The sequence below is a fragment of the Massilia pinisoli genome (assembly GCF_024753285.1).
GTDB lineage: Bacteria > Pseudomonadota > Gammaproteobacteria > Burkholderiales > Burkholderiaceae_D > Telluria > Telluria pinisoli.
The window spans coordinates 51,925-75,510 of sequence record NZ_JANUGW010000031.1; the positions used below are offsets into that span (position 1 = coordinate 51,925).

The following is a 23,586-nucleotide window of genomic DNA, read 5'->3' on the forward strand; positions in this document are numbered from 1 at the left end:
GACGCTTGGTGCTAAGCTTGCCCTGCAATGCAGCACCATCGGAGGGCCGCCATGTCGAAAGCACGCAACGAAGTCGTCGTGATCACGGGTGCCAGCGCGGGGATCGGCCGCGCGGCCGTCCAGCAGTTCGCGCGCCGCGGCGCACGCATCGCCCTGATCGCGCGCGACCCGGACCGGCTGGAGGCGGCCCGTGCGGAAGCCGAGCGCCTCGGCTCGCCGCACGCCATCGCCATCTCGGCCGACACGGCCGATCACGACCAGGTCGAGGCGGCCGCCGAGCGCGTGGAAAACGAGCTGGGCCCCATCGACATCTGGGTCAACAACGCGATGGCCACCGTGTTCGCGCCGTTCGCCGACATCGCCCCGGAAGACTTCCGCCGCGTCACCGACGTCACGTACCACGGCTTCGTGTGGGGCACGATGGCCGCGCTGAAGCGCATGCGGCCCCGCGACCGCGGCACGATCGTGCAGGTGAGCTCCGCGCTCGCGTACCGCTCGATCCCGCTGCAATCGCCGTATTGCGGCGCGAAGCATGCGATCAAGGGCTTCACGCAATCCGTCCGCACGGAGCTGGAGCACGACCACAGCAACGTCCACGTCGCGGTCGTCGACATGCCGGGCGTGAACACGCCGCAATTCGAATGGTGCAAGACGACGCTCACGCACCACCCCCAACCCATCGGCACGTACTACCAGCCGGAGCTGGCGGCGCGCGCCATCTACTGGGCCGCCCATGCGCGCCGGGCCGAGATCTGCGTCGGCTACCCCACCTTGGCCACGATGCTGGCCGAGAAATTCGTCCCGCGCGTGCTCGACCGCTACCTGGCGCGCAAGGGCGTGGCGGGCCAGCAGCGCGCCGACACGATTCCGGCCGACCGGCCCGACAACCTGTGGCGCCCCGTGCCCGGGCCGTATGCGGCGCACGGCACGTTCGACGCCGGCGCCAGTACGAGAAGCCTGCAGCTGTGGGCCACGACGCATCGCGGCTGGCTGCTGGCCGGCATGGGCGCCGCCGGCATCGCATTGGGCCTGCGCCAGCTGCGCCGCCACTGACCAACCATCGAAGCGAGGACAGACATGAGCAAGACCGTAGGCGACTTCTTCGTCGAACGCCTGTACGAATGGGGCGTCCGGACCATCTTCGGCTATCCGGGCGACGGCATCAACGGCGTGCTGGGCGCCCTGCAGCGCTTCGGCGGCAAGATCGAGTTCATCCAGGTGCGCCACGAAGAGATGGCCGCCTTCATGGCCTCCGCGCACGCGAAGTTCACGGGCGAACCGGGCGTTTGCCTGTCGACCGGGGGCCCCGGCGCCGCGCACATGGTGACGGGCCTGTACGACGCGAAGATGGATCACGTGCCCGTGCTCGCGATCTGCGGCCAGGCGCCGACGACGTCCCGCGGCGCCCATTACCAGCAGGAGCTGAACCTGGACCGCCTGTTCCAGGACGTGGCCGACTACGTGTACGAGGCGAGCCAGCCGTCGCAGGTGCGCCACCTGCTCGACCGCGCGATGCGCACGGCGCGCGGCCGCAACGGCGTGAGCGTCGTCGTGCTGCCGAACGACCTGCAGGAAAAAGCGTATGAGGACCCGCCGCGCAAGCACGGCAACGTGTTTTCCGGCATCGGCTACACGAAGCCCCGCATCGTGCCGTACGAAGCCGACCTGCAGCGCGCTGCCGACGTCCTCAACGCGGGCAGCAAGGTGGCGATCCTCGTCGGAGCCGGCGCCCTGCTGGCGACCGACGAAGTCATCGCCGTGGCCGAGCGCCTGAAGGCCGGCGCCGCGAAGGCATTGCTGGGCAAGGCTGCCCTGCCCGACCATCTGCCGTGGGTGACGGGCTCCATCGGCCTGCTGGGCACGAAGGCCAGCTGGGAAATGATGAGCGACTGCGACACCCTGCTGATGGTCGGCACCGGCTTCCCTTACTCGGAATTCCTGCCGAAGGAAGGCAAGGGCCGCGCCGTCCAGATCGACATCGACCCGTCGATGCTGAGCGTGCGCTACCCGGCCGAAGTCAACCTGCACGGCGACAGCGCGGAGACCCTGCGCCTGCTGCTGCCGCTGCTGAAGGAAAAGACCGAGACAAGCTGGCGCGAAAAGGTCGAGAAGGAAGTGCGCGACTCGTACAAGCTGCTGGAGGAACGGGCGCTCGCGTCCGCGAACCCGATCAACCCGCAGCGCGTGTGCCACGACCTGTCGCCGCTACTCACGCGCGACGCCATCGTCACGAGCGATTCCGGCTCCTGCGCCAACTGGTATGCGCGCGACCTGAAAGTGCAGCGCGGCCAGATGTATTCGCTGTCCGGCGGCCTCGCGTCGATGGGCGCGGCCGTGCCGTACGCCATCGCCGCCAAGTTCGCCCACCCGGACCGCCCCGTGATCGCGCTCGTCGGCGACGGCGCCATGCAGATGAATAACATGGCGGAGCTGATCACCGTATCGAAATACTGGAAGCGCTGGAAGGACCCGCGCTGGATCGTCTGCGTCTTCAACAACCAGGACCTGAACCAGGTCACATGGGAACAGCGCGTCATGGAAGGCAATCCGAAGTTCGAGGCGACGCAGCAGATCCCCGACGTGCCATATCACCGCTTCGGCGAATTGATCGGCTTGAAGGGCATCTTCTGCGACGATCCGGATAAAGTGGGCGAAGCGTGGCGCGCGGCACTCGCCGCGGACCGTCCCGTCGTCCTCGAATTCAAGACCGACCCCGAAGTGCCGCCGCTGCCGTCGCACATCACGCTCGACCAGGCCAAGCACTTCATGACCACCATCGGCAAGGGCGACCCGAGCGAAGGCTCCATGCTCGCGGGCGTGGCACGCCAGGTGCTCAGCGCGATCCTCCCCGGGGACAAGCCGTGAACGCGGCGGCGCCCGCGGACGCGCGCCCGCTGGCGCGCGCACTCGGCGCCGCCACCTTCGGCCTGGCGCTGGGGGCGTTGCTGCTGGCGCGGCGTGGGCCGTCCGCCGCGGTGCCGGGTCCGCAGGTGCGGCGACGGTTGCCGCTGGCGCCGGACGTGGACCAGCGAGACGCGGACGCCTGCGCGTCCACCGGTGCCGCATGGCCGGACGACGCCGGCCACGAGCACACCGCCCGCAACGACCCCGCGACGTCGGCGCTGCAAGCCCGGCGGCTGTACCAGGCCGCCGCGATGCTGGCCGCGTCCGTGCTGAGCGACAGCGCGCTCGAACATTATCGCGGCGGCTTCGAGAACCCCGGCATGTTCACGCCGCTCGCCAGCGCGGCAGTCGTGCTGGCCTGCGCGCTGCGCGGCGCGGGACGGGACGCGGCCCGGGCCGCTCCCACGCCGCAACTGGGCGCGCCGGCGGTCCGCGTACGCAGTCGCGCGCCTGTACACGCCCGCCAGCCCGCGCGACGCCTCCATCGGGCGGACGACGCCCATCCCGCCGCCACGGTGCCCTACGCCACCGCCTGCGCCGTCGGCGCCGCTGGCCTCGGCTTCCACGCGTACAACGTGTTGCGCCGGCCCGGCGGCCTGTCGTGGGCCAACCTGTTCTACGCGGCGCCGCTCGGCGCCCCGGCCGCGCTGCTGCTGGCCGGCGTGATCGGGCTCGCCGCGCGCCCCGTCGCCGCCGGCGCGCCCACGTTGGCCGGCCTGCCCAGCGGCCGCGCACTGTGCGGCCTCGCCGCGTTCGGCCTCGCCGGCACGAGCGCGGAGGCGGCGCTGCTGCACTTCCGCGGCACGTTCCAGCATCCGGCCATGTGGGTCCCGGTCACCGTGCCGCCCGTGACGGCCGTGATGCTGGCCGGCGCGGCCCTGCCTGGCCCACCAGGGCCGAGGCGCCTGACGAACGCGCTGCTCAAGGTGTGCACGTGGCTGGGCATAGTGGGCATGGGCTTCCACGCCCGCGGCATCGCGCGCCAGATGGGCGGCTGGCGCAACTGGAGCCAGAACGTGCTCTCCGGCCCGCCCCTGCCGGCGCCGCCGAGCTTCAGCGCCCTCGCGCTGGCCGGCCGCGCGGCGCTGGCATTGCGCGCGGCGCAAGCAGGCCCGCAGCGGGAGGCCGCATGACACGGGACGCCGACGCTCCACCGCCCCGCTTCCCCGGCTACGACGTATTGGCGAAGTGGGACAGCCCGTCGTTCGACGACACGACGCGTGGCGTCCTCGCAGCCCGCCTCGATGCCGTCCCGCCGCGCCGCTGGCTGACGGAGGCCGAATGGGACCTGCTGGAAGCGATCAACGCACGCCTGCTGCCGCAGCCGGAGCGCGCACACCCGATCCCCATCACGCCGTGGATCGACACGATGCTGCACGACGACCGCGGCGAAGGCTTCCGCCACCCGGACATGCCTCCGCTGCGCGCCGCGTGGCGCCAGGGCCTCGCCGCCGTCGACGACGAAGCGCACCGCCTGCACAACCTCCCGTTCGTCCGGCTGGACAAGACGACGCAGGACGCCGTGCTGCGGGCCCTGGCCGACGGCCGCGCCGTATCCCCACGCTGGCAGGGACTGGACGCGCAGCGTTTCTTCATCCACCACCTGCTGAAAACGGCCGCGGGCATCTATTACGCCCACCCGCTCGCGTGGAACGAGATCGGCTTCGGCGGTCCCGCCAGCCCGCGCGGCTATGTGCGGCTCGGTTTCGACAGCCGCGACCCATGGGAAGCGAAGGAGGCGCCATGAGCGGACAGCATGCGCCCCGCACCGGCGCCGGCCGCGCGCCCGACGTGTTCGAGCGCGGCGGCTGGGTCACCATGCGCGAATACGGCGACGACGAGGTGGTGGATTTCGCCATCGTCGGCGCGGGCGCCGGTGGCGCCACGCTCGCGTGCAAGCTGGCGGAGGCCGGATTTTCCGTCGTCGTGCTGGAAGCGGGGCCGTTCTGGCGGCCACTGGAAGACTTCGCGTCGGACGAGGAGGCGCAGCAGCAGCTGTACTGGACGGATGAACGCATCTCCGGCGGCGCGGACGCACTGGCCCTCGGCGGCAACAACTCGGGCTGGGGCGTCGGGGGCTCGACCGTCCACTTCAGCATGATCTCGCTGCGCTTCCGGCCCGACTGGTTGCAGGCGCGCAGCCGGCTGGGCTACGGCTTCGATTGGCCCATCACGTACGACGAGCTGGCGCCCTATTACGACGAGGCGGAACGGGCGCTGGCCGTGTCCGGGCCGATACGCTATCCGTGGGGCCCGCCGCGCGGGCGCTATCCGTACCGCGAGCACGAGATGAACGCGGCCGGCCTCGTGCTGGCGCGCGGCGCGGAGAAGATGGGCATCCCGTGGGCCGCCGTCCCGCTGGCGACCGTGTCCGCGCCGCGCGGCAAGTCGCCGCCGTGCGTCTACCGGGGCTTCTGCAATTTCGGCTGCGCGACGAACGCCAAGCAGAGCGCGCTGATCGTCTGGATTCCGCGCGCGCTGGCGGCCGGCGCCGAAGTGCGCGACCTGGCGATGGCCGGCCGCATCGAACTGGGCCCGGATGGCCGCGCGACGGGCGTGCACTACCGCCGCAGCGACCAGTGGCGCTTCCAGCGCGCACGCCACGTCGTCGTATCGGGCTATGCGATCGAGACGCCGCGCCTGCTGCTGAATTCCGCGTGCGACCGCTTCCCGCATGGCCTCGCGAACAGCTCGGGCCTCGTCGGCACGCACCTGACGACGCACGCCGGCCCCGGCATGTGGGCCCGTTTCGACGAAGCCATCCGCTGGTACAAGGGACCGCCCAACATGGCCGTGTGCGAGCACTGGAATTACACGGACGGCGGCAAGGATTTCCATGGCGGCTACGCGTTCATGAGCCAGGGCCCGCTGCCGCGCGCGTGGGCCCAGCTCCTGGTCACGGAACGCCACCGGTGGGGCATGGCGCTGCGGCGCGAGATGGTGGATTACAATCACATGGCTGGCTTCGTCGCCGTCGCCGAGACGGAACCGCGGCCGTGCAACCGTGTCGAACTGTCCGACGTGCGCGACCGCCACGGCCTCCCCGTCGCCCACGTGACGTTCGCATACTCCGACAACGATCGCCGCATGCAGGACCACGCGCGCCGCTTCATGGGCCAGATGCTGGACGCGGCCGGCGGCGCCACGCCGTGGACCAGCGACGACACGAGCCACATCCTCGGCACGTGCCGCATGGGCGCCGACCGCGAGACGAGCGTCGTGGACGCGGATGGCCGCAGCTGGGACGTGCCGAACCTGTGGATCTGCGACGGCTCGCTGTTCCCGACGGCGGGCGGCGTGAATCCGTCGCTGACGATCCAGGCCCTCGCCTGCCGCATGGGCGCGCGCATCCGCACGCTGGCGGCGCGCGGGGAGTTATGAAGGAATCGACATGAGCAAGGTAGCCAGCATCTTCGACCTCGAATGCCTCGCGCGGGAGCGCCTGCCCGCCGTCGTATTCGACTACGTCCACGGCGGCAGCGAACAGCAGCTGACCGTCCAGCGCAACCTCGACGACATGCGCGCCTTGGCGCTGCGCCAGCACAGCCTGCGCGACGTGTCGCAGCGCGACATGACCGTCACGATGGTGGGCGATGCGGCCCGCATCCCCCTCGCCCTCGGGCCGACGGGCCTCGCCGGCCTCACGTGGGCGAACGGCGAATGCGAGGCGGCACGTGCGGCCGTCGACTTCGGCGTGCCGTTCTGCCTCTCGACATGCTCCATCAATTCCATCGAGGACGTGGCGGAGGCGATCCACGCGCCGTTCTGGTTCCAGCTGTACCTCATGAAGGACCACAAGGTCAACGAAAGCCTGATGCGGCGCGCGCACGACGCGAACTGCTCGGCCCTCGTGCTGACGATCGACCTGCACACGCAGGGCAAGCGCTGGGCCGACGAAAAGCACGGGCTGGCCGTGCCGCCCCGGCTGACGCCGTCGAACATCATGCAGATGGTGAGCCATCCGCGCTGGCTCGCGAACATGGTGGGCAGCAAGCGCCACACGTTCGGCAATTTCGAGCACGAGATCAAGGAAGGCGGCTCCATCGGCTCGCTGTCGAAGTGGATCGAGGAACAGTTCGATCCGTCGTTCGACGTCAAGACCGCGCGCTGGGTGCGCGACCAGTGGCAGAGAAAGCTGATCCTGAAAGGCGTCATGAACCCGGACGATGCGCAAACCGCCATCGACATCGGCGCGGACGCCATCATCGTGTCGAACCACGGCGGGCGCCAGCTGGACGGCGCGCCGTCGTCGATCTCCGTGCTGCCGGAAATCGTCGATGCCGTGGGCGACCGCATCGAAGTGCTGTTCGACGGCGGCATCCGCACCGGCGGCGACATCGTGAAAGCCATCGGTCTCGGTGCCCACGCCTGCCTGTCCGGCCGCGCATGGCTGTACGGCCTCGCGGCGCGCGGACGCGACGGCGTCACGTGCGCCCTCAGCTTGCTGGAACAGGAACTGCAGGACTGCATGCTGCTCACGGGCCTCGACAACCTGCACAAGATCGATCCGGGGGTCGTCACGGCGCAGCCGCCGCTGGGGAGGCGCTGATGCTGCCCTTTGTGTTCGCGACGGGTATCGAAAGCAGTTCCCCGACGATAGTCAACGGCCGCATCCGGCGCGACCAGATGGAGGAATGCGGGCATTACCGCCAGTGGCAGGCGGACTTCGCCCTCGTGGCGCAACTGGGCATCCGCACCTTGCGCTACGGCGTGCCCCTGCACCGCACGTGGCTGGGGCCCGGCCGGTACGATTGGGAATTTGCCGACCAGGCGTTCGGCGAACTGCGGCGCCTGGGCATCGAACCGATTGCCGACCTGTGCCACTTCGGCGTGCCGGACTGGATCGGCAATTTCCAGAACCCCGATTTCCCCACGCTGTTCAGCGCCTACGCCCGCGACTTCGCGCTGCGCTACCCGTGGATCCGGCTGTACACGCCCGTCAACGAGATGTACGTGTGCGCGAAGTTTTCCGCGCTGTTCGGCTGGTGGAACGAGCAGGCACGCGATCACCGCTCGTACGTGACGGCACTGAAGCATCTCGCCAAGGCCAACGTGCTCGCGATGCGCGCGATCGTCGCGCTGCGGCCGGACGCCGTGTTCGTGCAGAGCGAATCGAGCGAATACTTCCACGCCAGCGGTCCCGACGCCGTCGACGACGCCGAGCGGCGCAACCAGCTGCGCTTCCTGTCGCTCGACTTCAACTACGGCCGCCCCCTCGACGCCATGCAGCGCGAGTTCGTGCTCGACGGTGGCATGACGCCGGACGAATGCCGCTTCTTCGAAGAGCACGCGCTATGCTGCCACTGCATCCTCGGCAGCGATTACTACATGACGAACGAGCACGACGTCGATCCGGACGGCACGACGCACGACGCGGGCGAAACGCTGGGCTTTGCGATGATCGCGCGCGAATACTTCGAACGCTACGGCCTGCCGCTGATGCACACGGAAACGAACCTCGACCAGGGCAGTCGCGGCACCGAATCGCGCGACTGGCTGCGCTGCCAATGGGCCCACGTGCGCAGCCTGATGCGCTGCGGCGTGCCCGTCGTCGGGTTCACGTGGTATTCGCTGACCGACCAGATCGACTGGCACATCGAACTGCGCGAGGCCCGCGGCATCGTCAATCCGCGCGGGCTGTATGACCTGCAGCGGTGCATCCGGCCCGTCGGCGGCGCGTACCGCGACCTGATCGCTGCGTGGGATGGCCGGATCGCGTCCGTCGATCCGGCGGCGCGGCCAGGCGCGTGACGTCGGCGCGACGCCCCTTGACGCGCGGCGCCGCCTGCGGTCTACTTTGGCCGCCCGCATTCCGAACGGAACCATGACGCTCTCACCCATCATCGACCTGCTCAACCTGATCCCGCGCAGCCTGATCCTCCCGCCCGCCAGCCTGTTCGTCGTCATCGCCATCGGCCTCGCGTTGCTGCGGCGCCGACCCAGAGCCGGCCGCATCGTCGCCGGCACGGGGCTCGCCTTGCTGGCGTTCCTGTCGACGCCGGGCGGCGCGCGGCTGCTCGTCGCACCGCTGGAACGGATGACGGCCCCGGTGCAGGCGCCCGAGCGCGCGGGCGCGCAGGCGATCGTCGTGCTGGCGGCGGGCCGGCTGCGGCGCGCGCCGGAGTACGACGGCCGCGATATCCCGGACTACGTCGGCCTTGCGCGCCTACGCTACGCGGCGCACCTGCAGCGCCAGACGGGGCTCCCGATCCTCGTCAGCGGCGGCAGCGGCACGAGCGACACCGACCCGGACGCGCGCCGCACGTCGGAAGCCGACAGCATGGCCGCCGCGCTGCGCGACGACTTCGGCGTGCCCGTGAAGTGGCTGGAGGGCAGCTCGCGCGACACGGCGGAAAACGCCGCGTTCAGCGCCGCCATCCTGCGCGCGGAAGGGGTCAAGCGCATCCTGCTCGTGACGGACGCCATGCACATGCCGCGCGCCAGCGCCGTGTTCGCGCGCGCCGGCTTCGACGTCGTCAGCGCGCCCACGATGTTCTTCGGCCAGCAGCCCCTGTCTACCGCCGCCTGGATCCCGAGCGCGGAAGGCATGCGCCGCTCGTGGTACGCGTCGTACGAACTGGTCGGCATCGTGTGGTACCGGCTGCGTGCCGCGAACGGCCGCTGACCTATCTGCTGCCGAACCGGGGTGACACCGTCGCCGGCTGCTGCCACGGCGCCTTCAGTTCCGTGCGCGTCGTGTAGTCGGACAGCGACAGTCCGAACAACAGCATGAGCATCACCGCGCCGGCGACCGCCGCGAGACGCAACAGCGCGGGCGCGCGCTTGAGGCGCATGAACACGATGGCGACGAGCAGGGCCTTCGCCAGCGCGATCGCGAGGCTGATCGCCGTGTTCAGCCACCCGAGGCGCAGCAGCGCGCAGCCGGCCGTCAGCGCCAGCAGTGCCATCAGCGCGATCCACGTGAGCACCAGGGGTCGGGTGGACTTGTCCACGTCAGCCTCCCGAGCGCGCCGTCAGGTACAGCAGCGGATACAGCACGATCCATACGACGTCGACGAAGTGCCAGTACAGGCCGACGAGTTCCACCGCCTCGTCGCCCGGCCCGCGCGGCGGCGCGTGGCGCAGCACGACCATCAGCCACACGCAGGCCGCCACGCCGATCGACAGGTGCAGCGCATGCAAGCCCGTCCCCGCGAAATACAGCAGGAAGAACAGCTCCATGCCGTACAGGGCGGTTGGCGTACGGGCGTCGGACGGATGGAAGCCCGTGCCCGGGAACAGGTGCTCGTCGAATTCCTGGTGCCATTCATAGCCCTTGATGGCGAGGAAGGCGACGCCCAGCAGCGCCGTCAGCGCGAGCAGGCGCACCGCGCGCCGGCGTCCCTCGATGCCGCCGCCCTGCGCCGCGTGGCCCGCGAGCGCCATGCAGAAGCTGCTCGTCAGCAGGACGGCCGTGTTGACGGTCCCCAGCAGCATGTCCGTGTGGCGGCTCGCCATCCCCGCCGCTCCCGGATGGTGCATGCGCAGGTACAGATAGCCGAGCAGCAGCGGGCCGAAGAACAGCAGCTCGCTGGACAGGAACACCCACATGCCGAACGAGCGGGCGAAGTCCTGCTGCGCGTGGTCGCGGAACTGCGGTTCGAGGACCGGCGCGTTCATGGCCCCTCCGGCGTGTAGGCGTACGGCTCGCGCACGACGACGGGCGCAATCGTGAAATTGTGCTCGGGCGGCGGCGAGTCCGTCTGCCATTCGAGGCCCGTGGCGCGCCACGGGTTCGCCGGCGCGCGCGCCCCGTAGCGCAGCGACCACGCGAGATAGCCCAGCGGCAGCAAATAGCCCACCGCGAGCGTGACGGCGCCGGCGGACGACAGCACGTGCAGCAGCTGGAATTCCGGCGGATAGCTGTGATAGCGGCGCGGCATGCCCGCATAACCGAGCAGGTATTGCGGGAAGAACGTCAGGTTGAAGCCGGCGAAGATGACGAGCGCCGCGATCTTGCCCCACGTCTCGGAATACATGCGGCCCGTGACTTTCGGCCACCAGAAATGGATGCCGCCCAGGTACGCCATCACGGACCCGCCGACCATGATGTAGTGGAAGTGGGCGACGACGAAATAGGTGTCGGACAGGTGCACGTCGAGCGCCAGCGCCGCGAGGAACAGCCCCGTCAGCCCGCCGATCGTGAACAGGCCGACGAAGCCCAGCGCGTACAGCATCGGCGCGGAAAAGCGGATGCTGCCCTTGTACAAGGTGGCTGTCCAGTTGAACACCTTGATGGCGGACGGGATCGCGACGAGGAACGACAGCAGCGAGAACACGAGGCCCGCGTACATCGACTGGCCGCTGACGAACATGTGATGGCCCCACACGAGGAAGCCAATGACGGCGATGGCCAGGATCGCGTACGCCATGAAGCGGTAGCCGAACACGGGCCGGCGCGCGAAGCACGGGATGATCTCGCTGGCCACGCCCATCGCGGGCAGCACCATGACGTACACGGCCGGGTGCGAATAAAACCAGAACAGGTGCTGGAACAGCAGCGGGTCGCCGCCCAGCGCCGGGTCGAAGATCCCCACCTGGAACAGGCGCTCGATGGCGACCAGCACGAGGGTCATCGCCAGCACGGGCGTCGCCAGCACGAGGATCAGCGACGTGGCGTAGTTCGCCCACACGAACAGCGGCAGCCGGAACCAGCCGAGGCCCGGCGCGCGCAGGGTGTGCACGCTCACGATGAAGTTCAGGCCCGTCAGGATCGACGAGAACCCGAGCACGAGGACGCCGGACAGCGCCGCCACGACGTGCGAATTCGAGAACATCGACGAGAACGGCGTGTAGAACGTCCACCCCGTGTCGACGCCGCCCGCCAGCAGCGCCCACAACACGATGGCGCCGCCCGCCATGTACAGGTACCAGCTGGCGAGATTCAACCGGGGGAATGCGAGGTCGCGCGCGCCGATCATCAGCGGCATCAGGAAATTCCCCAGCACGGCGGGGATCGACGGGATCAGGAACAACCACACCATGATGATGCCGTGCGCCGTGAACAGCTTGTTGTACGTGTCGTCGCTGACGAGGTCACCCTGCGGTGTCGCCAGTTCCAGCCGGATCAGCGCCGCCGCCACGCCGCCGAGGAAGAAGAAGAATGTGATCGAGATCGCGTACAGCACGGCGATGCGCTTGTGGTCGCGCGTCGTCAGCCAGTCGATCAGGCGATAGCCGCCGTGCAGATAGCTCGGCTCGCGCCGCTCGGAAGGCGGCGTGCCCTCGTCGAGGATGGCCGCGTCATTTTGCGCGCTCGTCATGCCCGCTCTCCCTGATGTATTCGATGATGGCGAGGATGTCTTCCTCGCCGACCTGCCCCGCGAACGACGGCATGATGGGCGCGTAGCCCGCGACGACGTCCTTCTGCGGCAGCAGGATCGAGTCGCGGATGTATGGCTCGTCCGCCGTCAGTTCGCGGCCGTCCGCGAGGTGGACGCGCCGGCCCAGCAACCCCGTCAAGTCGGGCGCATGCACGCTGGAGCCGGGGTCGTGGCAGCCGCTGCAGCCGAAGCGGCGATACAGCTCGTAGCCCCGCGCCGCCATGCCCGGCTGGTGTGGCCCCGCTTCCAGCCACTGAGAAAACGCCGCGGGCTGCATGACGATGACGCGACCCAGCATCATCGCGTGCTCCGTGCCGCAGTATTCCGCGCAGTACAGGCGATACTCTCCCGTGCGGCTCGGCGTGAAGACGATCGAGGTGTAGCGGCCCGGGACGACGTCCTGCTTGATGCGAAAGTCCGGCACGAAGAAGCTGTGGATCACGTCCTGCGACGTCATCACGAGCCGCACCGGGCGGCCCAGCGGCACGTGCAGCTGGCCGATCTCGCGGCGGCCGTTCCTGTGCTGCGCTTCCCACATCCACTGCTTCGCGACGACGAACACGGGCATCGCATTGGCCGGCGCCTGGTACAGCTTGATGTAGTCGATGGCGCCCCACGCGTACACGCCGAGGAATAGCAGCAGGGGGATCACGGTCCACGCGATTTCGACGGGCAGTCCCTGCTTCGGCACGTGCGTGCGGTCCGCGTTCGAGCCCGCGCGGTAGCGGACCGAAAAGCCGATCATCAGCGCGAGCAGCACGACGGCGACGGCGCCCGTCAGCAGCAACAGGCACAGCGCGAGGCTGTCGAGGCGCGCGGCCGACGCGGCGGCGTCCACCGGCAGCAGGCGGAAGTCCGTGTTCACGGCCGCCCTCCTCGCCGGCGCCACAGCCAGCAAACGAACAGCAGCGGCAGCAGCAGCACGCCCGCGCGCACGCCGGCCAGCGCGGCGCCCGTGTGCAGGCCGGACGTGGGCGCGTAGTGCGCGCACAGCAGCAGCACCTGTTGGCCGAACGACGGCGCAGGTTCAGCGCGCGCGGCTGCCTTCACGGCGGCGCGCAACCCGGCCGGATCGAAGCGCACGCCAGAGAATGCGCGGGCGATGCGGCCGTCCGTCGCCACCACGACGAAGCCGGCCGCGTGCGCGAGCTGGCCGGTCGCGGCGTCGGGCACGGCGCGGTAGCCGAGGGCCAGCTCCAGGCGCGCGAGTGTGGCCGCGTCGCCCGTCAGCAGGGTGAGGTCGGCCGCGCCGCCCGGCAGCAGCGCGGCGTACACCCGCTTGCGCGTGGCCGCTGCCGCGGCGCCGTCGCGCGGGTCCACGGACAAGCCGACGAGGCGGTAGTCGCCCGCCCCGAGGCCGGACAGTGCGAGCGCCTGCAGCACGCCCTCGAACAGGGTGCTGCACAGGTTCGGGCAGGTGTAATAGCCGGGCACCAGCACGACGGGGCGGTCGAACAACGTGGCCAGCTTCACGTGCCGCCCGGCGTCGTCGCGCAGCGCGGCGTCGAGGGGCAGCAAGGTGTCGGGGACGGGGTCGAAGCGTGCCGCGGGCGGAGCCGGCAGGCGCAACGCCTGCGCGGTGGCTGGGCCGCAGCCCAGCAGCGCTGCCAGCAGCAGGATGACGACCGCGTTCATCGCGCCCCCTTTGCCGGGACGAGGATCGGGGGCGTCCGGCCCACGACGGGTGCCGCGGGCGCCGGCCGACCGCGCGCAGGCTGCGCGGCACCACCGCGCGCGGCCAGCAGCGCCATCGCGACTTCCAGCGGGATGCGGGCGATGCCGGCCTGGCGGTCGACCCAGCCATAGCTCGCGAGCAGGCGGCGCTTTTCCGCGAGGTACGCGACGCGGTCGGGCTGCGGCGCCGGCTGCAGCTGCGGCGCGCTGCCGTCGAACGCATGCGGCGGCGCGTTCGCGGCCTGGCCGCGCTCGCGCAGCATCAGCGCGGCCGCGACGAGCGCGCACACGATGCCGCCCACGATGACGTACGCCCCGCGGCGCAGGCCGCGCAGGTCCAGGTCGCCGCCCTGGTAGTCAGGCATGGGCGCCCTCCTTTCTTCCAACCGCGAGCGCCGTCCACGCCAGCAATCCGAATCCGGCCGCCACGAGCGGCGCGAGCCACAGCCAGTGATGCGTCACGAGCGGGACGGACGGCAGCACGAGCCACCAGCAGTCGAGCAGGTGCGCGGCCAGCAGCGCGCCGGCCAGCACACCCATCAGCGCGGGCGCCGCCTTCGCGTGGCGCGACAGCAGGATGCACAGCGGTCCGGCGAAATGGCCGGCCACGAGCACCCACGCGACGGCCTGCCAGCCGGGCGCGCCGCGCCGCAGATACCACGCGATCTCGTGCGGCAGGTCGGCCGCCCAGATGATCAGGAATTGCACGTACGCGAGGTAGGCCCACGTCAGCACGTACATCATCATGAGGTTGCCCAGGTCCGGGAGACGCCCGCGCGCGGCGCCGCGGTCGATCAGCAGCACGGCGAGCGCGAGCCCGGTCAGCATCTGCCCCGTGCCCGCGAGCCAGCCGAACACGCTGGAATACCATTCCGGCTGCAGCGACATGATCCAGTCGACCGCGGCGAGGCTCACGGAAAAGCCGTATGCGAGCAGGCACATGGCGGCGCGCGCCGCGGACCGCGTACGGGCGCGCGTCTCGACGATGGCGAGTACGCTCCACAGCAGCAGGTAGCCGACGCTGCGCCCCGTGAAGAACGCGGGACTGAGCCACAAGTGGCGGAACGTGGCGTCCGGCTCGCCCGCCACGCCGTGCTGCCAGGGGTATAGCAGGGGCGCGCCCAGGAGAACCGGCAGGAACAGCAGGCACGCGAGCGGCAGCCAGCGCGCCGCGCGCAGCAGCGGACCGCGGATCGTCTCGCCCCACGCGCCCCCCGTCAGCTGGTGCAGCCACACGTTCGCGAGCCCGCCCAGCAGCGCGCCCGCGACAAACCACCACGCAGCCAGATAGCACGCCAGCAGCGCGCGCAGGTCGAGCCGCCAGCCGGCCAGCGCGGCGGCAAGCAGCACCAGCGCGGGCAGCGCGAGCTTCTTCGTCGTCATGGCTGCGCTCCCAGCCGCGCACGCACGTCGGGCGGCAGCGAGGCAACGTCCGCGTGCTGACTCAGTTGCAGCGCGCGGATGAAGGCGACGATGGCCCAGCGGTCGGCCGGCTCCACGCGGTCGCCGTACGGCACCATGACGCCGTAGCCGTTCTTGATGACGTCGTAGATGTGCCGGTCCGGCGCGTTGCGCAGCCGGTCCTGGTGGTACGAAGGCGGCGCCGGGAAGCCGCGCCGCACGACGAGGCCGTCGCCGTCGCCAGCCGGGCTGTGGCACGGCATGCAATAGATCATGTAGCGGTCCTGTCCCCGCTTCAGCAACGTCATGTCGACGGGATACGGATTCGTCTGCGCCTCGTCGGCGCCCACGTCGCGCTGCACGAGGTCGACGCCGTGGCGCCCGCCGGAACTGTCGGCGAACGCGCCGCGCGCGCGCGGCTCCGTGCCCGCGACAGGCGGCCGCGCGGAGGCCCCGTCCTCGAACAGGGGGCTCGGCGCGTACGTCTTGTAGCGGGGCTGGTCGTACATGTCCTGCTTCGCGCGCTCGCAGCCCGCCAGCGCACATAGCGCGATCGCGGCGACCATCATGCGCTTCATGCCGGCACCTCGCGCAGCAGCAACGGATGCAGTTCGGCGAGCAGGTCGCGCGCGAAGCCGGGTGCGAACACGGGGTCGCGCGCAGGCAGGCACAGGAAGAAGCGGTTGCGGCTCGCCAGCTCGAATTCCTCCACCTCGAACAACGGGTGATAAAGGCGCGGCAAGCCGTTCAGCACGAGCATCGTGACGACGGCCGCCACGGCGGCGCCGAGGATCGTGATCTCGAACGTGGCCGGGATGAACGCGGGCCAGCTGTTCAGCGGCCGCCCGCCGATGTTGATCGGGTAGTCGACGACGGCCGCATACCACTGCAGGAAGTACGTGGCGCCGCCGCCCACGATCCCGCCCAGCAGCGTCAACGGCGCGATCCAGCCCTTGTCCGCGCCGATGATCTCGTCCAGGCCTTCGATGGCGAACGGCGTGTACGCTTCGACACGCGTCCAGCCGCGCGCACGCACGTGGCGCACGGCCACGCACAACGCCTCCGCGCTGGGGAATTCGGCCAGCAAGCCATATAGCGGGCGCTCGCTCATGCCTCCCCCTTCGCGGATTCGCGCACCAGCTCCCGCATCTCCGCGATCGAGATCGCGGGCAGGAAGCGCACGAACAGCAGGAACAGCCAGACGAACAGCGCGATGGAACCGAACAAGGTGATCCAGTCCCAGCGCGTCGGGTAGAACATGCCCCACGCGGACGGCAGATAATCGCGGTGCAGCGACGTCACGACGATGAGGAAGCGCTCCATCCACATGCCGCAGTTGATGACGAGGCTGAGCACGAACAACAGCGGCACGCTATGGCGCACCCGGCGGAACCAGAACAGCTGCGGCACCAGCACGTTACAGGTCAGCATGGCCCAGTACACGGGACCGTACGGCCCCGCGAAGCGGTTGATCGTCATGTAGCGCTCGTACACGTCGCCGCTGTAGAACGCCGTGAAGATCTCGGCCAGGTAGCCGTAGGCCACCAGCCAGCACGTGGCAAGCAGCACCTTGGCCGCGTTGGCGAGATGACGGCCCGTGATGAAATCCTGCAGGCCGAACGCGTGGCGCAGCGGGATCGCGAGCGTCAGGACCATCGCGAAGCCGGAGAACAGCGCGCCGGCGACGAAGTATGGCGGGAAGATCGTCGAGTGGTAGCCGGGTGTGTTCCCCACGGCGAAGTCGAGCGACACGATCGTGTGCACGGAGACGACGAGCGGCGTCGCGAGCCCCGCCAGCAGCAGGTATGCCCATTCGAAGCGGGCCCAGTGGCGCGCCTCGCCGCGCCAGCCCAGCGCCAGCAGGCCGTACACCACCTGGCTCGTGCGCTCTCCGCGCTGGCCCGCGCGGTCGCGCAACGTCGCGAGGTCGGGGATCAGCCCCACGTACCAGAACAGCAGCGACACCGTGAGGTACGTGGCGATGGCGAAGAAGTCCCACACGAGGGGGCTGCGCCACTGCGGCCACACGTTCATCACGTTCGGGTACGGCACGAGCCAGTAGAAGAACCACGGCCGGCCCAGGTGCAGGATGGGGAACAGGCCCGCGATCGATGCCGCGAACAGGGTCATGGCCTCGGCGAAGCGGTTGATCGACGTGCGCCACTTCTGGCGCAGCAGCAGGAGGACGGCGGAGATGAACGTGCCCGCGTGGCCGATCCCGATCCACCAGACGAAATTCCCGATCGCGAAACCCCACGCGACGGGCATGTCCACGCCCCAGATGCCGATGCCTTTCACGAACAGCCACGTGACGGCGGCCAGCAGCGCGCAGACGCCCACCGACGCGACGAGGAACGCCGTCCACCAGCGCCAGCCGAATTGGTCGGTGAGGACGATGTTCGCGATCTTGTCCGTCACGCTCGCATAGCCCCAGCCGGGGCGCAGCACGGCGCTGTCGCGCGAATGCAGCGTGTCCGAGTTCGCGCGCGTGTCGGGCGTGCTCATTCCAGCTCCGGATCGGGATTCAGCACGCGCGTGACGTAGCTCGTGCGCGGGCGGGTGTTGAGCTCCGCCAGCAGGTCGTAGCCGAGCGGCGCCGCCTTCGCCGCGACGACATCGGCCGCCGGGTCGTTCAGGTCGCCGAAGCGGATCGCGCGTGTGGGGCAGACGGCCTGGCACGCGGTGACCATCTCGCCGTCCCGGATGCGCCGGCCGGCCTTCTCGGCCTCGATGCGGGCGCGCGTGATCCGCTGCAGGCAGTAGCTGCATTTTTCCATGACGCCGCGCCGGCGCACCGTCACTTCCGGATTCTGCTGCCCCTTCAGGCTCTCCACGTTCTGGTTCGAATACTGCAGGAAGTTGAAGCGCCGGACTTTATACGGGCAGTTGTTCGAGCAGAAGCGCGTGCCGATGCAGCGGTTGTACACCTGCACGTTCAGGCCCTCGCTGTCGTGCATCGTCGCGCCCACGGGGCACACTTCCTCGCACGGCGCGTGCTCGCAATGCATGCACGGCACCGGCTGGAACAGGGTGCGGGCGCCGGCCTGGTAGCGGTCGACGCGGATCCAGTGCATGCTGCGCCCGCGCGCCACTTCCTCCTTGCCGACGACGGGGATGTTGTTCTCGGCCTGGCACGCGACCGTGCACGCCGCGCAGCCGATGCACGCGTTCAGGTCGATCGCCATGCCCCATTTATAGCCGCCGTAGTCGCGCTCCGGGTACATCGACCCGTGCTTTTCGTCTTCGCGCTCGTGCGGTACGGGCCGCGCATCGGCGCCGCGCGCGAGCTCGCGCACGCGCATCGCGCCCTGCGGAGCGGCGGCCTGCTTGCGGTCGGCCAGCGCCGCCACGTGGACGGGATCACGTCCGTGCATGTCGACTTCCTTCTGGCGCACCACGAGATCGTGCGTGCGGGACGTCCGATCAAGTGCCAGCGCGGGCGGCGCGGCCAGCGCGGCGCGGGTGCGCAGGCGATAGGCGTCGAAGCCGACGCCCTCGCCCACCCCGCCGGCCGCGCGCCGGCCATACCCGAGCGGCAGCGTCACGACACCCTCGGCCTGGCCTGCGACGACGAGCACGGGTGCCTCCACCGTGCGGCCGTCCACGCGCAGCCGGGCGACGATTCCGTCCGCGAGACCCGCGCGCGCCGCCGTCGCGGGGCCGACGAGGGCCGCGTTGTCCCAAGTGAGCGACGTGAGGGGCCGCGGCAATTCCTGCAACCACGCATTGTTCGCGAACGCACCGCCGTCGACGGCCGGATCGGGCGCGAACACGGCGACGAGCGGCGCCGGCGCGACGGTGGCCAGGTGCAGGATCGCATTGGCCGCGGGCGGCGTGACGATGACCGCCGCGCTGCCGTCGACGATGCCGCGCCGCAGGCTCGCGCGCCACGCGTGGTTCGTGCCGTCGGCTCCCTGCCACGTCGCGCGGACGAGCGCGTGACCGTCGCGGCTGTCGGCACCGGCCAGCAGCGCGAGGATCTCGTGCGCGGAGCGGCCGCCGTACAGCGGCGCGATCAGCGGCTGCACGATCGTCGCCGTGCCGTCGTGCGCGCGCGCGTCGCTCCACGCCTCGTAGCCGTGCGCCATCGGCAGGTGCCAGCGCGCCGCGCGTGCCGTCTCGTCGCGGTACAGGCCCAGGTGGGCACTCAGCGGCACGCGCTGCAGCAATGCGGCGAAGTCGACGTCGGCCGGCGCATCGTAGGCGGGGTTCACGTCCAGCATCAGCAAGGTGTCGACCTGCCCGGCACGCATCGCGTCGACCAGCGCGGTGAGCGACGCGCCGTGGTCCAGCGGGCTGCGCTCGACGGGTTCGATGAAAGCGAGCGGGCCGGCCGCGCCGCCGTTCAAGCGCGCGTTCAACGCGTACGCGAGCGCGCGGGCGGCGGGGCTCAACGCCGGGCCGGCGACGACGAGGGCCTGGCCGCGGGCGCCGTCCAGCGCTTTCGCGACGGCGGCTTCCCAGCGGTCCAGCACGGGGTCGGCCGCGCGGCCCACATCCGGCGCGGCGCCCAGGCGCGCGGCGATGCGCCACAACGCGGCCTCGATCTCGTGCGGCGCGCGCGCGAGGCGGGCGTCGGCATAGGCACCGGTCAGCGTGGGCGTCGCTTCCAGCACGTACAGGCGGTTGGCGTCGGCGCTGGCGCCCAGCCGGCGCGGTGCCGTGAAGGCCCGTGCGTGCGCGAGGCTGCCGGGCAGCGCGCCGAACAGGTCGGCGTCCAGCGCGACGACGACGCGCGCCTTCTCCAGCCGGTACAGCGGGTCGAGCGGACGCCCGAACGCGAGCTGCGCGGCCTGCGCGGCGCCGTCGTCGTGCAGCGGGTCCCACGCGTGCCAGCGCACGTTCGGCAGCCGTGCGCGCAACGCGGCCAGCTGGTTCGCAAGCGTCGGCGATGTGACGGCGCCCGTCAGGATGGCGAGGCCGGCGCCGCCGTCCCGTTCGAAGCGGGGCCGGCGTGCATGCAGCTCGGCCTCGAACGCGCCCCACGTGGACATCTCGTCGCCGCGGAACACGGCTTGCGACCGGTCCGGGTCCCACAGTTGCAGGATCGACGCCTGCGCGAACACGTCGGTGGCGCCGGCCGACACGGGGTGGTCGGGATTGCCCTCGACCTTCGTCGGCCGGCCCATATTCGATTCCACCAGCACGCCGTGCGCGAGGCCATGGCGCACGAACGCGGTCGCGTAGAACATCGGCAGGCCGGGCACGCCCTGCTCCGGCATCGTCACATACGGCACGATGGGTTCCGCGGGCGGCCCGCTGCAGCCGGCGCCCGCCAGCGCCGCCGACGCGGCCATCAGCTTCAGGAAGCGGCGCCGGGACGGCTCGTCTTCCGCGATGGGTATGATCGGATGGTCGTGGCGCGTCATCGGTGGCAGGTCGAGCAATTGGTCAGCGCCTGGGCATCGCGCAGTTTATAAAGGCGATTCAGCTGGCGGATCTCGTCGGCGCTCAACGGTTTTTGCGGCGCCATCGACAGCACCTCGTTCAGCGGCCGCACGTGGTTCGGGGCGTCGCGGTGGCAGCGCAGGCACCATTGCATCTCCAACGACGCCGTGCGCCACGTGATGGGCATCTGGTCCACGCGGCCGTGGCATTCGATGCAGGCGACGCCCTTGTTCACGTGGATGTCGTGTTCGAAATAGACGAAGTCGGGCAGGTCGTGCACGCGCACCCAGTGGATCGGCTTGCCCGTGCGTGCGCTCTCGTGCAGCTTTGCCAGCAGCGGCGAATCGAGGAACAGCTGCGAATGGCAACTGAGGCAGACGGACGTCGACGGCATGCCGGCCGTGGCCGAGTTTTCCACCGCCGTATGGCAATAGCGGCAATCGATGCCGTCGTCGGCCACATGGTGCTTGTGGCTGAACGGAATGGGCTGGGCCACGGGGGCGTAGGTCACGTTACGGGGCGTCATGGTCCAACGGGCCAGTGCGATCCACGTCCCGACCGCGACCACCAGACCCAGCAGGATCAGCTTGACGAACAGGACCGCGGGACGTGAAAACGGTGGCGCCATCGATTCGTGGATGCGGGTTGAACAGGTTCACACCGTGCGCCGTGGGAGGCGCACCGGTTCCGGAACACACAGGCAGTATAGGCTGTCATTTGTACAACTCCGCGCACGTTACCGCTGGGCAGCATCCATTTGTGGCAATACAGTTACCCGACTGGAATATGTATATTGCATCATTGCATTACGAGCATGTGGAATGTCGGTTATCATAATTGGCTTACGGAAACACATCCCCTACAACGACTACACGGATACCGCCGATGAATTGGTTCAACCGCCTCCGCCTGGCGAGCAAGCTGGGCATCACGTTTGCCGCCGTCCTCGCCCTGACCGTCCTGGTCGGCGCCATCTCCGTCCACGAAATCGCCAAGGTCAACGAAGCATCGCTGCGCCTGTCGTCCCACTGGATGCCGGGCATCCGCGTCATCGAGGACATCAAGTCGCAGGTCGCCCGCATCCGCACGCGCGAACTGCAATACATCATCTCCACCGATCCGGCCGAGATGGACAAGTACGACAAGGTGATCGCACAAGACCTCGAAGACCTGAAGCGCATGCAGGACGACTACGTCACGCTGCTCGAATCGCCCGAGGAAAAACAGGGTTATGCGGAATTCCTCGACATGTGGCAGCGCTACATGGCGGAAGACGCGAAGGTCCGCGCCGCAGCGCGCCAGAACGACGACGCGCTGGCCAAGACGCTGATCCGCGGCGAATCGAACAAGCTGATCGTCGCCCTGCGCAAGAACGTCGACAAGGCCGTCGACATGTACACCGAGGGCGGGCGCGCCGCCGCCCTCGCCGGCTTGCACCGCTACGAGTCGTCGCGCGTGCTGATCGCCACCCTCGTCGGCGGCTGCGTGCTGCTGGGCGCCGCCGGCGCCGCGCTGCTCACGCGCTGGCTGATGCGCCGCCTGGGCGGCGAACCGGACTACGCCACCGACATCGTCAAGCACATCGCGGCCGGCGACCTGTCGCTGCCCGTGCAGACGCGTCCAGGCGACGACACGAGCCTGCTCGCGGCGACGAAGGCGATGCAGGCCAGCCTGGCACACATCGTCGGCAACGTGCGCGCCGCCACGGGCACGATCTCCAGCGCCTCCACGCAGATCGCGGCCGGCAATATGGACTTGTCGTCGCGCACCGAACAGCAGGCCGGCGCGCTGCAGCAGACGGCCGCCTCGATGGAAGAGCTGACGACGACCGTGCGCAACAATGCCGAACACGCGCAGCAGGCCAACGCCCTCGCCGACACGGCGGCCGGCGTCGCCCAGCAGGGCAGCGCCGCCGTGGCCCGCGTCGTCGACACGATGGGTTCGATCCATGCATCGTCGCAGAAAATCGTCGACATCATCGCGGTCATCGACGGCATCGCGTTCCAGACCAATATCCTCGCGTTGAACGCCGCCGTGGAAGCGGCGCGCGCGGGCGAGCAAGGCCGCGGCTTCGCCGTCGTGGCGGGCGAAGTCCGCACGCTCGCCCAGCGCTCGGCCGCCGCCGCGAAGGAGATCAAGGCCTTGATCGGCGCCTCGGTCGAGCAGGTGGAAAGCGGCGCGGGCCTCGTGTCGGAAGCGGGTGCCACGATGCGCGAGGTGCTGCAGACGGTGCAGCGGATGCACGAGCTGATGGTGGAGATCAGCCACGCCGGCCGTGAGCAGAGCGCCGGCATCCAGCAGGTGCACGAGGCGATCACGCAGATGGACGGCGTGACGCACCAGAACGCCGCCCTCGTCGAACAGGCCGCGACGGCCGCCCAGAGCCTGCACGAGCAGGCCGAGGCCCTCGACCGGCTCGTCAGCGTGTTCAAGCTGGACGGCGAGCCGCGCCGCACCGGCGGCGGCCGGGCCCTCGTCGTCCGCTGACCCTCTCCCTCCGCGCGGCGCCGCCCTGGCGCCGCGCCCCCCGCCCCGCCGCGCCGTTATGTTTGCGCAAACAAATCCTGTTATAAAAGTATTGAAAAAGCGTTTTTTGGAATAGCATTTCTTTTGCGTTTCCGATACTCTCTTGCGCATTGGAAGCTCGACGACCGTATCGGACTGGCACGACCAGCACGAAACCGGCGTCGGCGGACGATATAACAAACCAGCGGAAAGGGGCTTCGTTCAAGCGCCTTCTGCCATACGAGACACTCTCATGAACCTGATCTCCAGCCTAGACTCCATTGTCTTCCTCGTGTATTTCGTCGTCGTCGCCGGCTATGGCCTTTGGGTCTACCGCCGCAAAAATTTCCACAAAAGCGGCGCGAAGACGTCCGCCTCGCACGACTACTTT

Annotated in this window: 21 protein-coding genes; 9 read left to right on the forward strand and 12 right to left on the reverse strand. The window is 69.8% G+C overall.

The annotated features are described in order from the left end of the window. Positions 1-51 precede the first annotated feature (51 nt). From NX784_RS27235 to NX784_RS27270, 8 genes are all read left to right on the forward strand, one after another. Complete coding sequence (locus tag NX784_RS27235) at positions 52-1,053, forward strand: SDR family oxidoreductase (protein ID WP_258819806.1); 1,002 nt, start codon at positions 52-54, stop codon at positions 1,051-1,053. Between the two features lie 24 nt (positions 1,054-1,077). Continuing rightward, the gene (locus NX784_RS27240) at positions 1,078-2,865 is read left to right on the forward strand and encodes a thiamine pyrophosphate-requiring protein (RefSeq protein ID WP_258819807.1); all 1,788 of its coding nucleotides are present in this window, start codon (positions 1,078-1,080) and stop codon (positions 2,863-2,865) included. Continuing rightward, on the forward strand, positions 2,862-4,037 hold the full coding sequence (locus NX784_RS27245; RefSeq protein WP_258819808.1) for a hypothetical protein: 1,176 nt from the start codon (positions 2,862-2,864) through the stop codon (positions 4,035-4,037). Before NX784_RS27240 ends, NX784_RS27245 begins: the two co-directional genes overlap by 4 nt. After that, a complete protein-coding gene (locus tag NX784_RS27250) occupies positions 4,034-4,651 on the forward strand; it encodes a gluconate 2-dehydrogenase subunit 3 family protein (RefSeq protein WP_258819809.1) in 618 nt (205 codons plus the stop codon). The genes NX784_RS27245 and NX784_RS27250 overlap by 4 nt, the downstream gene beginning before the upstream one ends. Continuing rightward, positions 4,648-6,285 (forward strand): GMC family oxidoreductase, encoded by a 1,638-nt coding sequence (locus NX784_RS27255; RefSeq protein ID WP_258819810.1) that lies wholly within the window; start codon positions 4,648-4,650, stop codon positions 6,283-6,285. The genes NX784_RS27250 and NX784_RS27255 overlap by 4 nt, the downstream gene beginning before the upstream one ends. Before the next feature lie 10 nt (positions 6,286-6,295). Then, on the forward strand, positions 6,296-7,453 hold the full coding sequence (locus tag NX784_RS27260; protein WP_258819811.1) for an alpha-hydroxy acid oxidase: 1,158 nt from the start codon (positions 6,296-6,298) through the stop codon (positions 7,451-7,453). Beyond that, positions 7,453-8,655 carry a family 1 glycosylhydrolase gene (locus tag NX784_RS27265; protein WP_258819812.1) on the forward strand — a complete coding sequence of 401 codons (1,203 nt, stop codon included), beginning with the start codon at positions 7,453-7,455 and terminating at the stop codon, positions 8,653-8,655. The genes NX784_RS27260 and NX784_RS27265 overlap by 1 nt, the downstream gene beginning before the upstream one ends. Positions 8,656-8,728: 73 nt before the next feature. Next, complete coding sequence (locus NX784_RS27270) at positions 8,729-9,529, forward strand: YdcF family protein (protein WP_258819813.1); 801 nt, start codon at positions 8,729-8,731, stop codon at positions 9,527-9,529. 1 nt (position 9,530) lies between these two features. On the opposite strand, the gene NX784_RS27275 is transcribed toward NX784_RS27270, so the two are convergent. Genes NX784_RS27275 through NX784_RS27330 form a run of 12 tightly spaced genes read right to left on the reverse strand, consistent with a single transcriptional unit; the run spans position 9,531 to position 21,318 of the window. Then, the gene (locus NX784_RS27275; RefSeq protein WP_258819814.1) at positions 9,531-9,857 is read right to left on the reverse strand and encodes a cytochrome C oxidase subunit IV family protein; all 327 of its coding nucleotides are present in this window, start codon (positions 9,855-9,857) and stop codon (positions 9,531-9,533) included. 1 nt (position 9,858) lies between these two features. Beyond that, positions 9,859-10,524, reverse strand: coding sequence for a cytochrome c oxidase subunit 3 (locus NX784_RS27280; RefSeq protein WP_258819815.1), 666 nt, complete (start codon positions 10,522-10,524; stop codon positions 9,859-9,861). After that, the gene (ctaD, locus tag NX784_RS27285) at positions 10,521-12,167 is read right to left on the reverse strand and encodes a cytochrome c oxidase subunit I (protein WP_258819816.1); all 1,647 of its coding nucleotides are present in this window, start codon (positions 12,165-12,167) and stop codon (positions 10,521-10,523) included. The genes NX784_RS27280 and ctaD overlap by 4 nt, the downstream gene beginning before the upstream one ends. Further along, complete coding sequence (coxB, locus tag NX784_RS27290; protein WP_258819817.1) at positions 12,148-13,092, reverse strand: cytochrome c oxidase subunit II; 945 nt, start codon at positions 13,090-13,092, stop codon at positions 12,148-12,150. The genes ctaD and coxB overlap by 20 nt, the downstream gene beginning before the upstream one ends. Then, positions 13,089-13,862: an SCO family protein gene (locus NX784_RS27295; protein WP_258819818.1), complete on the reverse strand. Its 774-nt coding sequence runs from the start codon at positions 13,860-13,862 to the stop codon at positions 13,089-13,091. The genes coxB and NX784_RS27295 overlap by 4 nt, the downstream gene beginning before the upstream one ends. After that, positions 13,859-14,266, reverse strand: coding sequence for a hypothetical protein (locus tag NX784_RS27300; protein ID WP_258819819.1), 408 nt, complete (start codon positions 14,264-14,266; stop codon positions 13,859-13,861). The genes NX784_RS27295 and NX784_RS27300 overlap by 4 nt, the downstream gene beginning before the upstream one ends. Continuing rightward, a complete protein-coding gene (locus NX784_RS27305) occupies positions 14,259-15,284 on the reverse strand; it encodes a hypothetical protein (RefSeq protein ID WP_258819820.1) in 1,026 nt (341 codons plus the stop codon). Before NX784_RS27305 ends, NX784_RS27300 begins: the two co-directional genes overlap by 8 nt. Continuing rightward, positions 15,281-15,880, reverse strand: coding sequence for a c-type cytochrome (locus NX784_RS27310; RefSeq protein ID WP_258819821.1), 600 nt, complete (start codon positions 15,878-15,880; stop codon positions 15,281-15,283). Before NX784_RS27310 ends, NX784_RS27305 begins: the two co-directional genes overlap by 4 nt. Next, a complete protein-coding gene (locus NX784_RS27315) occupies positions 15,877-16,413 on the reverse strand; it encodes a DUF3341 domain-containing protein (RefSeq protein WP_258819822.1) in 537 nt (178 codons plus the stop codon). Before NX784_RS27315 ends, NX784_RS27310 begins: the two co-directional genes overlap by 4 nt. Further along, complete coding sequence (nrfD, locus tag NX784_RS27320) at positions 16,410-17,807, reverse strand: NrfD/PsrC family molybdoenzyme membrane anchor subunit (RefSeq protein ID WP_258819823.1); 1,398 nt, start codon at positions 17,805-17,807, stop codon at positions 16,410-16,412. Before nrfD ends, NX784_RS27315 begins: the two co-directional genes overlap by 4 nt. Next, positions 17,804-20,689 carry a 4Fe-4S dicluster domain-containing protein gene (locus tag NX784_RS27325; protein ID WP_258819824.1) on the reverse strand — a complete coding sequence of 962 codons (2,886 nt, stop codon included), beginning with the start codon at positions 20,687-20,689 and terminating at the stop codon, positions 17,804-17,806. The genes nrfD and NX784_RS27325 overlap by 4 nt, the downstream gene beginning before the upstream one ends. Beyond that, positions 20,668-21,318, reverse strand: coding sequence for a cytochrome c3 family protein (locus tag NX784_RS27330; RefSeq protein WP_258819825.1), 651 nt, complete (start codon positions 21,316-21,318; stop codon positions 20,668-20,670). The genes NX784_RS27325 and NX784_RS27330 overlap by 22 nt, the downstream gene beginning before the upstream one ends. Before the next feature lie 257 nt (positions 21,319-21,575). Here NX784_RS27330 and NX784_RS28890 point away from each other — a divergent pair, with 257 nt between their 5' ends. Further along, positions 21,576-23,177, forward strand: coding sequence for a methyl-accepting chemotaxis protein (locus NX784_RS28890; RefSeq protein ID WP_307736175.1), 1,602 nt, complete (start codon positions 21,576-21,578; stop codon positions 23,175-23,177). Positions 23,178-23,586: the final 409 nt, after the last annotated feature.

Coding starts and splice junctions, on each gene's coding strand:
- NX784_RS27330 (WP_258819825.1), bottom strand. CDS start 21,318: ATGGCGCCACCGTTTTCACGTCCCGCGGTCCTGTTCGTCAAGCTGATC.
- NX784_RS27310 (WP_258819821.1), bottom strand. CDS start 15,880: ATGAAGCGCATGATGGTCGCCGCGATCGCGCTATGTGCGCTGGCGGGC.
- NX784_RS27235 (WP_258819806.1), top strand. CDS start 52: ATGTCGAAAGCACGCAACGAAGTCGTCGTGATCACGGGTGCCAGCGCG.
- NX784_RS27260 (WP_258819811.1), top strand. CDS start 6,296: ATGAGCAAGGTAGCCAGCATCTTCGACCTCGAATGCCTCGCGCGGGAG.
- NX784_RS27270 (WP_258819813.1), top strand. CDS start 8,729: ATGACGCTCTCACCCATCATCGACCTGCTCAACCTGATCCCGCGCAGC.
- NX784_RS27305 (WP_258819820.1), bottom strand. CDS start 15,284: ATGACGACGAAGAAGCTCGCGCTGCCCGCGCTGGTGCTGCTTGCCGCC.
- NX784_RS27265 (WP_258819812.1), top strand. CDS start 7,453: ATGCTGCCCTTTGTGTTCGCGACGGGTATCGAAAGCAGTTCCCCGACG.
- NX784_RS27240 (WP_258819807.1), top strand. CDS start 1,078: ATGAGCAAGACCGTAGGCGACTTCTTCGTCGAACGCCTGTACGAATGG.
- NX784_RS27300 (WP_258819819.1), bottom strand. CDS start 14,266: ATGCCTGACTACCAGGGCGGCGACCTGGACCTGCGCGGCCTGCGCCGC.
- NX784_RS27295 (WP_258819818.1), bottom strand. CDS start 13,862: ATGAACGCGGTCGTCATCCTGCTGCTGGCAGCGCTGCTGGGCTGCGGC.
- NX784_RS27315 (WP_258819822.1), bottom strand. CDS start 16,413: ATGAGCGAGCGCCCGCTATATGGCTTGCTGGCCGAATTCCCCAGCGCG.
- NX784_RS27255 (WP_258819810.1), top strand. CDS start 4,648: ATGAGCGGACAGCATGCGCCCCGCACCGGCGCCGGCCGCGCGCCCGAC.
- nrfD (WP_258819823.1), bottom strand. CDS start 17,807: ATGAGCACGCCCGACACGCGCGCGAACTCGGACACGCTGCATTCGCGC.
- NX784_RS28890 (WP_307736175.1), top strand. CDS start 21,576: ATGAATTGGTTCAACCGCCTCCGCCTGGCGAGCAAGCTGGGCATCACG.
- NX784_RS27250 (WP_258819809.1), top strand. CDS start 4,034: ATGACACGGGACGCCGACGCTCCACCGCCCCGCTTCCCCGGCTACGAC.
- ctaD (WP_258819816.1), bottom strand. CDS start 12,167: ATGACGAGCGCGCAAAATGACGCGGCCATCCTCGACGAGGGCACGCCG.
- NX784_RS27280 (WP_258819815.1), bottom strand. CDS start 10,524: ATGAACGCGCCGGTCCTCGAACCGCAGTTCCGCGACCACGCGCAGCAG.